The 14206-nt window shown below is 62.7% G+C and carries 15 protein-coding genes and 1 tRNA gene; 7 read left to right on the plus strand and 9 right to left on the minus strand.

From position 1 onward, the window contains the following. Positions 1–27: 27 nt before the first annotated feature. Together AC1D13_RS06195 and AC1D13_RS06200 are read right to left on the minus strand one after the other, a co-directional pair. Complete coding sequence (locus tag AC1D13_RS06195; protein ID WP_457279874.1) at positions 28–450, minus strand: universal stress protein; 423 nt, start codon at positions 448–450, stop codon at positions 28–30. Positions 451–575: 125 nt separating this feature from the next. Continuing rightward, positions 576–1481, minus strand: coding sequence for a delta(1)-pyrroline-2-carboxylate reductase family protein (locus AC1D13_RS06200; protein ID WP_477689181.1), 906 nt, complete (start codon positions 1479–1481; stop codon positions 576–578). Positions 1482–1654: 173 nt separating this feature from the next. Here AC1D13_RS06200 and AC1D13_RS06205 point away from each other — a divergent pair, with 173 nt between their 5' ends. Together AC1D13_RS06205 and AC1D13_RS06210 are read left to right on the plus strand one after the other, a co-directional pair. Further along, positions 1655–2071: a hypothetical protein gene (locus AC1D13_RS06205; protein ID WP_477689182.1), complete on the plus strand. Its 417-nt coding sequence runs from the start codon at positions 1655–1657 to the stop codon at positions 2069–2071. Between the two features lie 52 nt (positions 2072–2123). Continuing rightward, entirely contained in the window at positions 2124–2378 is a 255-nt protein-coding gene (locus AC1D13_RS06210) for a hypothetical protein (protein WP_477689183.1), read from the plus strand. Here the strand turns inward: AC1D13_RS06210 and pcp are convergent. Together pcp and AC1D13_RS06220 are read right to left on the minus strand one after the other, a co-directional pair. Next, positions 2371–3051, minus strand: a complete 681-nt coding sequence (gene pcp / locus AC1D13_RS06215; protein WP_477689184.1) for a pyroglutamyl-peptidase I — start codon at positions 3049–3051, stop codon at positions 2371–2373. The two genes, AC1D13_RS06210 and pcp, sit on opposite strands and share 8 nt — an antisense overlap. Before the next feature lie 141 nt (positions 3052–3192). Beyond that, entirely contained in the window at positions 3193–3915 is a 723-nt protein-coding gene (locus tag AC1D13_RS06220; protein ID WP_477689185.1) for a DUF4136 domain-containing protein, read from the minus strand. 154 nt (positions 3916–4069) lie between these two features. Here AC1D13_RS06220 and ypfJ point away from each other — a divergent pair, with 154 nt between their 5' ends. The 3 genes from ypfJ to AC1D13_RS06235 all read left to right on the plus strand — a co-directional run bounded on the left by ypfJ (position 4070) and on the right by AC1D13_RS06235 (position 7825). Then, positions 4070–4945 carry a KPN_02809 family neutral zinc metallopeptidase gene (gene ypfJ, locus AC1D13_RS06225; RefSeq protein ID WP_477665517.1) on the plus strand — a complete coding sequence of 292 codons (876 nt, stop codon included), beginning with the start codon at positions 4070–4072 and terminating at the stop codon, positions 4943–4945. Positions 4946–5290: 345 nt separating this feature from the next. After that, positions 5291–6736 (plus strand): DEAD/DEAH box helicase, encoded by a 1446-nt coding sequence (locus AC1D13_RS06230; protein ID WP_457279881.1) that lies wholly within the window; start codon positions 5291–5293, stop codon positions 6734–6736. 168 nt (positions 6737–6904) lie between these two features. Further along, positions 6905–7825, plus strand: coding sequence for a YihY/virulence factor BrkB family protein (locus tag AC1D13_RS06235; protein WP_477689186.1), 921 nt, complete (start codon positions 6905–6907; stop codon positions 7823–7825). Here the strand turns inward: AC1D13_RS06235 and AC1D13_RS06240 are convergent. Next, a complete protein-coding gene (locus AC1D13_RS06240) occupies positions 7822–8688 on the minus strand; it encodes a symmetrical bis(5'-nucleosyl)-tetraphosphatase (protein ID WP_477689187.1) in 867 nt (288 codons plus the stop codon). The genes AC1D13_RS06235 and AC1D13_RS06240 overlap by 4 nt on opposite strands. Positions 8689–8711: 23 nt before the next feature. On the opposite strand from AC1D13_RS06240, the gene AC1D13_RS06245 reads away from it, so the two are divergent. After that, a complete protein-coding gene (locus AC1D13_RS06245; RefSeq protein ID WP_457279884.1) occupies positions 8712–10049 on the plus strand; it encodes a hemolysin family protein in 1338 nt (445 codons plus the stop codon). 173 nt (positions 10050–10222) lie between these two features. Beyond that, a complete protein-coding gene (locus AC1D13_RS06250) occupies positions 10223–11068 on the plus strand; it encodes a DUF2726 domain-containing protein (protein ID WP_477689188.1) in 846 nt (281 codons plus the stop codon). Between the two features lie 41 nt (positions 11069–11109). Here AC1D13_RS06250 and AC1D13_RS06255 read toward each other — a convergent pair whose 3' ends face one another. From AC1D13_RS06255 to AC1D13_RS06270, 4 genes are all read right to left on the minus strand, one after another. Then, positions 11110–12015 carry an amino acid ABC transporter substrate-binding protein gene (locus AC1D13_RS06255; protein ID WP_477689189.1) on the minus strand — a complete coding sequence of 302 codons (906 nt, stop codon included), beginning with the start codon at positions 12013–12015 and terminating at the stop codon, positions 11110–11112. A gap of 166 nt (positions 12016–12181) precedes the next feature. After that, positions 12182–12257, minus strand: a tRNA-Thr gene (locus tag AC1D13_RS06260). A 23-nt stretch (positions 12258–12280) separates the two neighbouring features. Continuing rightward, complete coding sequence (locus tag AC1D13_RS06265) at positions 12281–13288, minus strand: class 1 fructose-bisphosphatase (protein WP_477689190.1); 1008 nt, start codon at positions 13286–13288, stop codon at positions 12281–12283. 59 nt (positions 13289–13347) lie between these two features. Further along, positions 13348–14205: a tetratricopeptide repeat protein gene (locus AC1D13_RS06270; protein WP_477689191.1), complete on the minus strand. Its 858-nt coding sequence runs from the start codon at positions 14203–14205 to the stop codon at positions 13348–13350. Position 14206 lies beyond the last annotated feature (1 nt).

The raw sequence follows: 14206 nt of genomic DNA on the forward strand, positions 1-14206 counted from the left end.
GGCGGGACTGGGCCTCGGTGAACCTTGCTACTTGACCAGCAACACCGGAATCTCGCACTCGGCGACCACGCGCTGGGCCACGCTGCCGATCAGCGCGCGGCTGAGCAGGCCCTGGCCGTGTGTGCCCATCACGATAAGGTGCACTTTTTCGCGCTTGGCGGCACGCAGTATTTCAGCGGTGGGCGAGCCAACCACGGCGAGAGTTCTAAACGCCATCTTGTGGCGCTGGAGGAAACGCTCGATCGGCGCCAGCACCTTTTGCGATTCTTCGGCGTGGTAGGCGGTGACGTTGGCCGAACCCAGCATGGTCTTGACGCGCCCCGGCACGGGAGCCTGCACATTGATCACCACCACTTCGCCTTCGGTACCGGCGAGTTCATCGTGGTTGACCAGAAAGGCCAGGGCCTTTTTGGTGTATTTGCTGCCATCGGCGGCGAACAGAATCTTCATGGTTTTTCTCCGGTGTGATCGGATCAGCGTAACACCAGCGCCCTCGTACCGCTGTAGGTGAGCGCCTGTTTTCGTCTTGCAGTCCGGGGAAAATGGCTTGGCTCCAGGTGCCGACTTGGCGCCGTTCAAGCCAGCGCTGTCCGTGCCGCGGCCAAGTCCCAGCCTGCCCAGCCGCAGCTTTTAAACAGCACCGGCCCGGCGGGCTTTTTGGTGTCCTGGCGTATCACATCGCCCAGGCTGGCGAAGCGGGCCACGTCCAGTCCGGCCTGCAGCAGGTCCCCTGCCTCGTGGATGGCATCAGCCGTGTCGACAAACACCGAACCCTTCGCCGCGAAGTATTGGCATAACGCGGCGCTCAGTTCCATCATGGCAGGGGTGAAAGCCCCAACGGCGCTGATGAAGCCGTCAGGCCGGGGTAGCGCGCTGAGGACTACGGCGGCAGCCGGCGTGCAGGTAACGGCCAGCGGGCAGTCGGCCAGCGCAGCATCGGCGTCGTGCACCACGCGGGCGTTCACGCCCAGCGCCTCTGCATGCTGCACCAGGGCCTGGGCGCTGGCGTAGCTGCGCGAAGCGATGCGAAATTCGTGCACGCCCAGGCCTTCGGCATAAGCCTCCAGATGCGCAAGTCCCTGGACACCGGCACCGACGATGAGCATGGGGCCGTGCGTGTTGGGCGCCAGCCGCTGCGCGGCCAGCAGTGAGACGGCTGCCGTGCGCCGGGCGGTGACGGTGGGCCCGTCGAGCATCAGCCGGCGACTGCCGGTGGCCACGTCAAACACCACAACGTCGCCCTGGATAGTGGGTCGGCCGGTGCCGGCATTGCCAGGCGTGAAGGTGATCAGTTTGGTGATCGCGGTGCGGTCGTCCAGCGCCGGCATCACAAACAGGCTGCCGCCCCCGGGCAGGGGCTGCACCACGCGCGGCGGCACCTGGACGGAACTGTCCTTGAGCAGGTGCGTCAGCTCGCTGACCAGCAATGGGTAAGGCAGGCGGGCGGCGGTCTGGGCGGGGCTGAGCAGCGTGGGCGTCATGGGGCCATGGTAAAGGGAGGAAGTGGAGGGGCGATACGAGAAGGTGTCGGCGCCCGGCGTTACGTCGCGTAAAAAAATGAAAGGTTTTTATCCTACATATTCCCGGGAAAAGTGCTGGATGGAAACCGCAAACACTTCCCTAGGATGAAAACAGGTTCACAGGGAGGCCTGCCATGTTTTCTGACCACTTGCAAAAATTCGACAAAATGCCTTACAAGACGCTGCTCTGGGTAGCGGCTGGGCTGGTGTTTGTTTGCCAGCTGGCAGCCTTCGCGTTTGTGGCGGACGGGCAAGTCACCAAAGCCAGGATCCGCGACTATCAGCGCCAGGTTGAAGTGCAGGCGATTGCGCAGTGCATCGAAAACACCGCCGGTGCCGCCCGCCAGGGTTGTATCCAGCAGGCCCGCGTCGCGGCCGCCTCAGCCTTACCGCCCGTGATCGCCAGCGCGCAAAAAGGTCAGGTCGTGGCCGATTCATCGGGGGAATCCAGCGGTGTGATGGCCAGCAACGCAGCAGGCGCCACTGTCAGCAGCATGCTGCCAATGCAGCCGGCGCAGGGCTTTATGCCGGCGTCCTTCGCTATCCGCTGATTCAGCAATCATCGGAAGGTCTTGCGGCCGGTGCGGTTAGCATGTGGCCACGATGAAACCGTCACGTCCGCTCTCGCGCCTTTACCAGCCGCGCAATCCCCTGTTCTGGCTGATGCTCACGCTTAATGCCTTGTCGCCAGCGCTGGCCTGGGTGGTGCATAACCGTCCCTTGAATGCCTGGGCCACGGTGCTGGTTACCTGTTTTGCGCTGGGTAACGCCGTGGTTGGCACCTTCCTGCTGTGGCGGTTGCTGCGGGATGATCCTGCTGCACCCCCGCAGAACACAGAAGCGCCAGACGCTAATTGACGGCCCCGGCGCCTTTGACAATGTCGTGGGGCGTGGCCAGCGCCGCTGCTATGGCCAGCCGCAACCCGCGCACAATTTCTTCCAGCGGCAGGCTGGGTTTGCCCTGTTCGGGAACATAAGGTACATGGATGAAGCCGCCGCGCGTGCGCTTCAAGCCGCGCCTGGTGGCCAGCGCATGCATGAGCGCATAAAACACGTGGTTGCAGACGAAGGTGCCCGCAGTCTGTGACACCTCGGCCGCTACACCGGCTTCCTGCAGCGCCTGCAGCATGGCCTTGATGGGCAGGCTGCTGAAGTAGGCGGCAGGCCCGCCTGCCACCACTGGCGTGTCGATGGGCTGACTGCCGCAGTTGTCGGAAATGCGTGCATCGTTCACGTTGATGGCAACGCGCTCCAGAGAAATCGCGCTGCGCCCGCCGGCCTGGCCCACGCAAATGACCAGCGCGGGCTTGTGCAAGGCCATCAGCCGGACGAGTTCGGTGACGGAGTCCCCAAACACGGTGGGCAATTGCGCCGCCACCAGGAGGTGGCCGCCGATGCGCTTGCCGCCCAGCGCCTGCACCGCCAGCCAGCTGGGGTTGAGGGGCAGGCTGCTGTGCCCGGTGTCGCCGAAGGGGTCGAATCCGGTGAGCAGGACACGGGGGAGCGAAGAAGCGGAAGGGGCTGTGCGCATGCCGCCATTGTGAAGGACGGCAGTGTTTTGGCTATCCCCAGCCCATCCGGACATTTCCGTGCCCGTTGCCGCGCCGGATACCGGCCCTCCGGGTGGGTGAAACGGGCGACCGGGCTCCACCCGATTGTTCGGCGGTTGAGCTTACTTTTTGATCAGCGCGCCGGTTTCGCTGTCGAATTTCACGACGCGCACCTGGCCGTTCTGGCCGGGAAAGTTGTCAAACACGGCGCGAACCAGGTAAGGCACGACCAGCGGAAGGTCGCCACTGCCGCCCTCGTAGACGGCGCGTGATTCGAACACCGTACGCGGCGGCTTGCCCGGCGGCGTGCCCTGGGTGTCGAGCAGCCGCACGCGCAGGCTGTTGGTGTAGACCGTCATGTTGAGCTGCCGGTCACCCACATAGCGCGGCCCGAAAGGGTCGGGCATCCAGCCGCCCGCGTAAAGACGGCCCGCGGCGTCGCGGTAGGGCGGCATGAAGACAAAGTTGTCCTGGTAAACCGGCTGCACAAAGGTTTTTTCCTCGCTGCGGCTGCTGGCCGCCACGTCGACGTGCAGGCGCCCGGTCTGTCCTTCAGGTGCGCGTTTGAGGCCGCGCTTTTCCAGTTCGGCCTGCACATAGCCCTCATAGGTGGCTTGTTCCAGCTGCCGTGTCGTGTCCACCGGCGTGATGTAGCTGAAGGTCGCGCCTGCCGTATCGGCCGGCCACTGGTTGAAGCTGGTCACGCGGGTGGTGATGGGGCTGGCGCAGGCCGTCAGCAGCGCAGCCAGCAGCACCGCAAGCGCCAGGCGTAGCGGGAAAAACACGGAAATGGCGCCGCCCTGGGTGCCGGGGCCTGCGGGCGTTGGGTGGGCAAAAGTAGTCATGACGAATGGATACACCAGGGTGCAATTTTGTTCCACGGCGGGGGGGCCGCTCAAGTAAAGTCGGCGCATGCGCTGACAGCGGACCGGGCTTTGGGGCAGGTGCCGCAGCGGGCCGGAAAGGCCAGTATGCACGGATGACAGACAGGGAGACACCATGAAGTGGGAAGGCAATCGCGAATCCGACAACGTTGAAGACCGGCGCGACGGCGGTGGCGGGGGAGGCGGCTTCGGCTTTGGGGGCCGCAGCGTCGGCATCGGCACCATCGTGGTGGCGCTGGTCGGCGGCTGGATCTTCGGCATCAACCCGATGACCATTCTGAGCCTGCTCAGCGGCGGCGGACCGCCGGCACAGGTACAACAGGGCCCGGCTCCCAAGCCGCCGGCCGATGACCGCATGGCGAAATTCGTCTCCACCGTGCTGGCGGACACCGAAGATGTCTGGACCGATGTGTTTGCCAAGGGCGGCGGCACTTACCAGAAACCGCGGCTGGTGCTCTTTCGTGGCGCCACGCAAACGGCCTGCGGCCAGGGCCAGGCCGCCATGGGGCCGTTTTACTGTCCGGGCGACCAGAAGGTCTACATCGACCTGGGTTTTTACGAAACCCTCCGTAGCCGGTTGGGAGCACCCGGCGACTTCGCCCAGGCGTATGTGATCGCGCATGAGGTGGGCCACCATGTGCAGAACCTGCTCGGCATCAGCGGCAAGATGGACCAGATGCGCGGGCGGGTCAGCAAGGCCGAATACAACGCCCTGAGCGTTCGCCTTGAGCTCCAGGCCGACTGTTTTGCCGGCGTCTGGGCGCACAACGCACAGAACGCGCGCCAGATACTGGAGCAGGGCGACGTGGAGGAGGCCATGAACGCGGCCGCCAAAATCGGCGACGATGCCCTGCAGCGGGCCGGTGGTGGCGCGGTAGTGCCGGAAAGCTTCACCCACGGCACCAGCGCCCAGCGGCAGCGGTGGTTCGACACGGGCCTGAAAACCGGCAGCATGAAGGCCTGCGACACCTTTAGTGCCCGCAGTATTTAGCCGGCAGTCAACAATTTAGAGTGAAATCGGGCTGTAGCCCTTTACTGACGTGCGAAAGTAGCTATAAAATAGATAGCAATAGACGGGCATTGCCCCAGTGGCTGCCCTGGCCCAAATGGCCCTGAAGGCGCAGTGGGCCGGCAAAGCCGGCATCGGGGCCTAAAGTGCGACAATAGAAGGCTGAGGAAGCGCTGCAACAGCCCCATCATGGTCGCTGACCGTGCCACGCCGGGCGGCCCGCCGCGCTCCCTTTCTTGCCAATGGTGCAGCGGTGCCGTTGGCTGCCAGCGCGCCGGTCCGCGCGCCCTTCGCAAGACAACCCGCAGAGTACCGCCAAGCCTTTTTATGACATCCTCTTTTTCCAATCTTTCGCTGGCAGAACCGCTGGCCCGCGCCGTGGCCGAAATGGGCTACGAAACCATGACGCCCATCCAGGAACAGGCCATCCCGGTCGTCCTGCAGGGTAAAGACGTCATGGGCGCCGCGCAAACCGGCACCGGCAAGACCGCGGCTTTCGCGCTGCCCCTGCTGCAGCGCATGATGAAGCACGAGAACGCCTCGACGTCRCCAGCCCGCCACCCGGTGCGCGCGCTGGTGCTGCTACCCACGCGCGAACTCGCCGTGCAGGTGGCCCAGCAGGTCGAGCTGTACGCCAAATACACCAATCTGCGCAGCACCGTGGTGTTTGGCGGCATGGACATGAAGCCGCAGACGGCCGAGCTCAAAAAAGGCGTTGAAGTGCTGGTGGCCACGCCGGGTCGTCTGCTTGACCACATTGAAGCCAAGAACGCCGTACTCAACCAGGTCGAATACGTGGTGCTCGACGAAGCCGACCGCATGCTGGACATCGGTTTCTTGCCCGACCTGCAGCGCATCCTGAGCTACCTGCCCAAGCAGCGCATCACCTTGCTGTTCTCGGCGACTTTTTCGCCTGAAATCAAGCGCCTGGCTTCCAGTTACCTGCAGGACCCGGTCACGATTGAAGTGGCGCGCTCCAACGCGACGGCTTCTACCGTCGAGCAGCATTTCTACAGCGTGGGCGCTGACGACAAGCGCCGTGCCCTGCACCAGATCCTGAAACAGCGCGGCATGAAGCAGGCTTTTGTGTTCGTCAACAGCAAGCTCGGTTGCGCGCGGCTGGCGCGTTCCCTGGAACGTGAAGGCCTCAAGACCACGGCGCTGCACGGCGACAAGAGCCAGGACGAACGCCTCAAGGCGCTGGAAGCCTTCAAGAAGGGCGAAGTCGACCTGCTGGTGTGCACCGACGTGGCGGCGCGCGGCCTGGACATCAAGGATGTGCCCGCGGTGTTCAACTTCGATGTGCCCTTCAATGCCGAAGATTACGTGCACCGCATCGGCCGTACCGGCCGGGCCGGCGCATCGGGCCTGGCTGTGAGTTTTGTTGCCAGCAGCGACCAGCGCCTTGTGGCTGATATTGAGAAGCTGATCAAGACCAAGATCGAGCTGGAGCCCATCGAGTTCGAGGAAGACCAGCCCCGGATCAGCGAGCAGGGCCGTATCAATGACGGCCGCCGCATGTACCGTGAAGGTGAAGAGGGCGGCCATGCGCGTGAAGCGCGCCAGCCGCGGGAGCGGCGCGAGTACACGCCGCATCGCCAGCCGGCGGCGCCGCGTGACCCGTTCTTCGACCAGCCCTACGAAGCAACCGCTGCGCCCGATGCCACGCCCGCCTGGGAGGCTGCCGCCAAGGCCGCCCCCGCGCGCAGCAGTGTGTCGGCCAATATCAAGCCGAAGAAAAAAGTCGCAGCGCTGTTCAAGACAGCCGGTTAAGACAACCGGTTAGGGCGCGCCCGTCCAGCACCGGTTCATTGCGGGGCGCTGAGCAGCGCCTCTACCCGATTTCCTCCACCAGTTTCCATACTCCCGTCGGTTCACGCCTACGGTGCAGGGAGCTGCTGTCCGGTTGGGTCTTTGCTGCGGGTTTCCTAAGCTTTCGGGATGATGGAGAAACCCGATCCGCATGTTCAGGCCCCGCCGGCCTTCGCGCTTTCTTCCCTTCAGAAGATTTTCAGGCCTCTTTACCGGCCCCTGTGGCAGGCCATCGACCACTGGATTGATGCAGGCGGCATGCGCATGAGCGCGGCCATGTCGTTCTACGGCATCCTCAGCCTGGCGCCGCTGCTGGTGCTGCTGGTGGCAGTGCTCGGCTGGTGGCTGGACCGCCGGTATATCGAAACCAGCCTGGTGGATCAGATCCGCAGCGTCATCGGCGCGCAGGGCGCACAGGTGGTACAGCAGGCACTTTCAAGTGCCCAGGCTCCTTCAGAGGGCATCACGGCTTCGCTGTTTGCTTTTGCGCTGCTGTTGTCGGGTGCGACCGGCGTCTTTGCCGAACTGCAGGATGCGTTTGAGCGCCTGTGGCGGCAAGGCAGTGGTGAGCTGCCGCAGCAGAAATGGTGGCACAGCGCTTCTTTGCGGCTGCGAGGTGTGGCCTACATCCTGGCCTTCGGTTTTCTCTTGCTGGTTTCGCTGGCGATCTCGACTTTTCTGAGCCTTCTCTCAGGCTGGGCAGGCGGCTATTTGCCGATTGAGAAGATCGCCTGGGTCCTCAATGAGGTCGTGTCTTTCTGCTTTTGCGTGGTGCTCTTTGTGGCGCTCATGAAAATGAGCGTGGGCCCCAAGCCCGCTTTACGCTATCTGGTGATGGGTTCCGCGGCGGGGGCCATCCTGTTTGCGGTCGGCAAGCACCTGATGGCTTTTTATCTTTCGACCGCTGCGATTGTGTCGGCCTATGGCGCGGCGGGCTCACTGGTGGTGATCCTGATGTGGATTTACTTTTCGTCGGCTGTGCTGTTGCTGGCTGCAAGCATGGCCCGGGCCTGGGCGGATGCGGCAAGTGCCGCGCGGCAACCGGTTTAAGCCGGCTTGCCGGCCTTGCGAGGTTTTTGCGCTTCTTCGCATTGCACACTGACCAGTTCAAACTCGCCGGGCGCCGTCCCCAATCTGGCCGCCGTCAGGCAGCCGCCCCACACGCAGCCGGTGTCGAGTGGCAAGGTGTTGTTGCGCAGGGCGGGTGTGCTGTTCTTGCCGCTGGCCAGCGTAGACCAATGGCCAAACGCCACCGGCGTATCTGCTGTGGCCCGGCCGGGAACATCAAACCAGGGCAGGTGGCCTTCTGGCGCGCTGCCGGGGCCGTCGGTACTGCTGAAGTCCATCACGCCTTCGGGTGTGCAAAAACGCAGGCGCGTGAGTGCGTTCACGATGACCCGCAGCCTGTCGGCGCCCTTGAGGCTGTCGCTCCAGTGATCAGGCGTGTTGCCGTACATGGCCTGCAGGAAGTCCTTGAGATGGCCGCCGCGCAGCACCTGCTCCACCTCTGAGCCCAGCGCCACGGTTTGCGCCGCATTCCATTGCGGCAGCACGCCCGCATGCACCATCAGCCAGCCGTGGCGATGGATGGCCATGGCGCGGTGGCGCAGCCAGTCGAGCAGTTCCTCGCTGTCCTTGGCCTCCAGAATGTCCTGTACGGTGTCGCTGCGGCCCGGCTTGCGCACGCCTTGCCACACAGCCAGCAGGTGCAGGTCGTGGTTACCGAGCAGGCATTGCGCAGCGTCGCCCAATGCCGAGAGGCTGCGCAGCACCTTCAGGGAGCCGGGGCCGCGGTTGACCAGGTCGCCAAGGATGTAGAGAGTGTCGCGGCTTGGCGAGAAATCGATCTTGTCCAGCAAGCGCTGAAAAGGTGCGTGGCAACCCTGCAGGTCGCCGATACAGTAAAGTGACATGTGTTTATTTTGCGCCAGGCCCCATGGACTTTTTCCTGATTGCTTTTCTGACCTTGCTCAACGGTGTGTTTGCCATGTCGGAGATGGCACTGGCTTCGAGCCGCAAAGCCCGGCTCTCGGCCATGGGCGAATCCGGCGACAAGGGCGCGCAGGCGGCCCTGGGGCTGCTGGACAACCCTACGCAGTTTCTTTCGTCGGTGCAGGTCGGCATCACCTCTATCGGCATGCTCAACGGCATTATTGGCGAGGCGGCTTTCAGCAGCGGTTTGGCGGCGTGGATCCAGACCTTCGGCGTGCGGCCGCGCGTCTCCGAGATCACCGCCACCGCGCTGGTGGTGACAGTCATCACCTTCATCACCATCGTCTTTGGCGAGCTGGTGCCCAAACGCATCGGGCAGCTGTACCCGGAAACCGTCGCACGTCTGGTTTCAAGGCCCATGATGTGGGTGGCGACGGGCTTCAAACCCTTTGTCCGGCTGCTGTCCATCAGCACGCAGGCGGTACTCAAGCTGCTGCGTATCGACAACAGCGCCGGCCGGGCCGTCACCGAAGAAGAGATCGCGGCCAGCCTGGAGGAGGGCGTGGACGCCGGCCTGATTGAGGAGCATGAACACCAGATGGTGCAGAACGTGTTTCTGCTGGATGACCGCCTGCTCACGTCACTGATGCTGCCGCGTTCCGACATTGAGTGGCTCGATGCTTCCGATACCATTGCCCAGGCCATCGACAAGGCCGGCGCCACCGGCCATTCGTGGTACCCCGTCTGCCGCGGCAGCCTTGATGACGTGGTGGGCGTGGTCAATGTGGCCAAGCTGCTCGCGCTGCGCGGCCAGATCCAGCCCGCCGCTTCCGGCCAGAGCTCGGGCGCGGTACCCTCGGTGACCGACCGCATCGGTGCTTATGCCGTGCCGGCGGTCTTCGTGCCGGAAACGCTCACGGGCATGGAGTTGCTGGAGCAGTTCCGGGCCCGTTCCACCCGCATTGTGTTTGTGGTCGATGAATACGGGGTAGTGCAGGGTCTCATGACGCCCATGGACATGCTGGAAGCCATCACCGGTGAGTTGCAGCCCGGCGCGCAGATGGACGCGTGGGCGACCGAAAGAGAGGACGGCAGCTGGCTCATTGACGGTGTCATGCCTGTCTCTGAACTCAAAGCCCGTCTGGATATCAGGGAACTGCCCGAGGAAGGCCGGGGCCGCTACAACACGGTGGCCGGCCTGCTTCAAAGCGTTTCGGGGCGGTTGCTGAAAACCGCCGAGCGGGTGGAATGCGCGGGCTGGCGCTTCGAAGTCCTTGACCTTGATGGCAAGCGGATCGACAAAATCCTGGCCAGCCCCATTCCGGTCGATCCCAATATGTAAATATTTGTTTCTGCCAGTAGACCACTTGGGTTGTATTGGCGGAACATATATGTGAAAAAAGGCCGCTTTTAGGTAGATTGGATTCAACATGAGTCGCGTTCACAACACCTTCATACGTAAATAGTTGTAACTTAACGGGGCTGTGTTTAAACTGAAAAAAAGTTAAGGCACTCATGTTTGATGTTTTTGTGTTGGCGCTCACTGCGACGGCGGTGTCTGCAATGGCGACGGGAGCAGCCTGCCACCATGGCTGGCTGGCGCGTTCCGCGCGCAAAAAAAGGCGCCTTCCCACGCATTGGCACCTGCAGCCAAGGCCACTGCTACTGGAGGCCGAACAGGACGTGTGGCATTGGCTTCAGCGGGCCTTTTTTGACCACCATGTCCTGATCAAAGTCCCTGTCATCCGCTTTGTCTCGCCGCGAACCGAAGCCGAAGGGCAGCGTTCCTTTGAATTGCTGAAAACCGTTTACTGCACTTTCACTGTATGCGCCGCGGATGGAACCGTCATTGGTTGCCTGGATGTCCCCGGTCCCCGGGGGCTCAAGGCCAGCAACCGCGACCTCAAGCGCAAGCTGTTTGAAGAATGCGGGATTGCCTACGCCGTCGTGCGTGCGAGCAACCTACCCACGCTGGAAGATGTTCGCGCGGCGTTCCTCGGAGAAATCGACCTGTCGGACGACGAACCCGCCGTGCTCGGCGAGCCTCCCCTGGCCTTGCCGGTCGAGGTGGATGCCGACGCCGATGCCAACATGGCCACCGTGCCCGATACCATGCGTGCAGCCAACGGAACCCTCCTGGAGGACGCGCCAAAAGTCGCCAGCATGGACATCGCGGCAGCCCGAAGCAGCCTGCAAGCCAAGCTGGAACGCAACCGCAGGATACGGTTCACCAATTTCGACCCGCTCAGCACCGGTTCAGGCATTGTTCATGACAACGCCGACCACAATTTTGCTGTGCAGTGGGAAGACTCTTTCATCACACCGGAAGAGCCGGATACGCCGAACGGCACCAACGCCTGAACGTCTAAAGCCGCAGCGGTGTTGCGGTTTTCAGTCGTTACTCAATTTGCTTTCGCGGTGTCAAACAATGCCTTCGTTTCCGCCGGCATCACGGCTGTCAGCGGTTTGCCGCCCGGTTTCATGGGTTTTAAAAACCATTGTTCATACCAGCCCTGCGCTGCGCCGCTGCGCATGGATTCCTTGATAGAGCCATTGACCAGCTCACCCATGGCTGCATCCCCCTTGCGGTAGGCGATGGCAATAGGTTCTACCGACAGGCGTTCCGGCAGGATCAGGTAGTCGCCTGCATTGGGCAGGCTCGCCAATTGCGCGGCGAGCGCCACACCGTCACGGGCGTACCCTGCCGCCCAGCCCAGTTGCAACTGTCCGAGGGCGGCATCCGCGTTGACTGCCTTGGCGTGTTGCCACTTCAATGAATGCTGCTGCGCGTAGAGATCCAGCGCGGGAACCACGGTGGTGCCGGCAATGCCCACAATGCTTTTGCCTTGCAGTTGGTCGAGCGCGCTGAGTTTGTCCTTGGTGCGCACCGCCACCTGGACGGCTTCGATAAAAATCGGTGTCGAGAAATCCATTCGCGCCCGGCGCTCCGGTGTGTCGGTTACGTTCTCGCACAGCAAATCGACACTGCCTTCAGACAGCAAGCGTGTGCGGGCGTCCACGTACGTTTCGATATACCGTACCGGCAGGTTCGGCTTGCCGGCAGCCTGGCGGAGCCGCTCGATGATGGGCTTGCAGAATTCGATGCTATAGCCCAGAGGCTTTTCCGCCGTCTGGTGAAACGAGAAGGGCGCGGAGTTTGCGCGGTAGCCCACATTGATCTGCCCGCGGCTCTTGATTTTCTCCAGTGTGGCCTGCGCTTGAGCCCACTGCGGTACGGCAATCGCCGCTATAGCCAGGACGGCCGGAAACAGCCGTTGTCGAAAAGGACGAAGCGGAATTATCCCCATACGAATCCCCCTGTTGCTGGGTTTTATTCTTATGGAAAAGGCCCAAGCACGCAAACAATGCGGGGGGATGACTTTCCCGGTACGACCAAGGTATTCATTGCGCTGAAATCATTGGGCGGAGGTTAATGAAAAAAGCCCCTGTTCCTTGCGAAACAGGGGCTTCAATTGGTGCCGGAGAGATGAATCGAACACCCGACCTTCTCATTACGAATGAGCTGCTCTACCGACTGAGCTACACCGGCTTTGTATCAAATACAGCCTTCAATTATAGCCCGGAGTGGTAAGAGGTCACCCGTTCGACCTCATTTTTGGAGCCGAGTATGACGCTGACGCGCTCATGCAGCTTGGTGGGCTGCAAATCCAGGATGCGTTGTTTGCCGTTGGTGGCGGCGCCGCCGGCCTGTTCGATGAGCCAGCTCATGGGGTTGGCTTCGTACATCAGGCGCAGTTTTCCGGCCTTTTCGGGCTCGCGTTTGTCCCAGGGGTAGAGGAAGATGCCGCCGCGGCACAGGATGCGGTGCACGTCGGCCACCATGGCGGCGATCCAGCGCATGTTGAAGTCCTTGCCGCGCGGACCGTCCTTGCCGGCCAGCAGCTCGTCCACGTAGCGCTTGACCGGGGCATCCCAGTGGCGCATGTTGCTCATGTTGATGGCGAACTCTTTGGTGTCTTCAGGGATCTGCACGTTTTCCTCGATCAGCACGAAGGAGCCCTGTTCACGGTCCAGCGTGAACATGGCGACGCCGTCGCCAACCGTCAGGACCAGCGTGGTCTGCGGGCCGTAGATGCAGTAACCCGCCGCTACCTGCTTGTGGCCGGCCTGCAGGAAGTCGCCTTCATCCACACCGCGATCGCCCTCGGGCATTTTCAGCACGCTGAAAATGGTGCCAATGCTGACGTTGATGTCGATATTGCTGGAGCCGTCGAGCGGGTCGAACAGCAGCAGGTATTCACCCTGGGGGTAGCGATTCGGCACCACGTAAATGCCTTCCATTTCCTCGCTGGCCATGCCAGCCAGGTGGCCGCCCCATTCATTGGCCTCAATCAGCACTTCGTTGGCAATGATGTCCAGCTTCTTCTGGATCTCACCCTGCACGTTCTCACTTTCGGCGCTGCCCATGCCGCTGCCGAGCGCACCCTTGTTGACGGCCTGGCTGATGCTCTTGCAGGCGCGGGCGACCACTTCGAGCAGCAAGCGAAGCTGCGAGGGAATGTGACCGTCGATGCGCTGCTGCTCGATCAGGTAGCGGGTCAGGGAGATTTTTTGGGACATGGGGGGCTCCATTCGGTTGAGGGATAGTTCGTTTGGGCGGCGTATGGCTGGGCGGGCGCTTAGCCAGGCTCGCCTTGCTGTTCGCGTTCTTCAAATTCGGCAAGCGTGGCCAGGGTGTCGTCCAGCAGGTCCTCGTCGTCCTTCGCACGGGCAATGTCCACGCGTTGCTGGAAGAGGGCGCGCGCTTCGGCGGGCTGGTCCGTTTCGTGTGCGAGCACGCCAAGCTGGAACAAGGTGTCCAGCAAGATGTCGGTGTCCTGCAAGGCCTGGCCCAGCGCCAGGCGCTGTTGCAGCCAGGCCTGAGCCTGCGCATGTTCGCCCAGCTCGTAGGTATTTTGCGCCAGGTTGTTGATGAGGCCGGAAAGGCGCTTGTCCGTGCCGGAGCCGAAGGCGCTTTGTGCATCAGCCAGCAGTTGCCGGTTGTGCGCCACAGCCTCGGCGAAGCGGCCGGCCTCGTGCAGGGCGTAGCCTGTCTCTTCGCGAATGCCCAGCTTCTGGTCGACGCCTAGCGTGGCGCCTTCGTGCGCAGCCCAATGGGCCGACTGCTGAAGGTGCTCGACGGCGGTGTCGTACTCCTCGGCTTCCAGGGCCGACTCGCCGATGGCGTAATGCTGTTCGTAGCGCTCGGTGGGCGTGAGGCTGCCCTTGGCAGCGCGGATGGCCAGGGCGCGCAGGCCCAGGGGCAGGCCCTCGGCATCCAGCTGGCGTTTGTGGAACACCACGAACTGCAACCACAGCAAGTCAGCCAGCTCGGCGGAGTCGGCGCCCAGGGTCTCGGCCAGGGGCTCCAGCGCGGCCAGGTCGGCTGACATGCGCGAACCGCTGAACATGCCGCTGGCGTCGTACACCGTGTCGCGCAGCGGGTTGAACTTCTTCGCAAACCGCTGCGCGGGGGTGGTGAATGTGAAGAATGCCATG

This window comes from Polaromonas sp. P1_E12 (assembly GCF_056405975.1).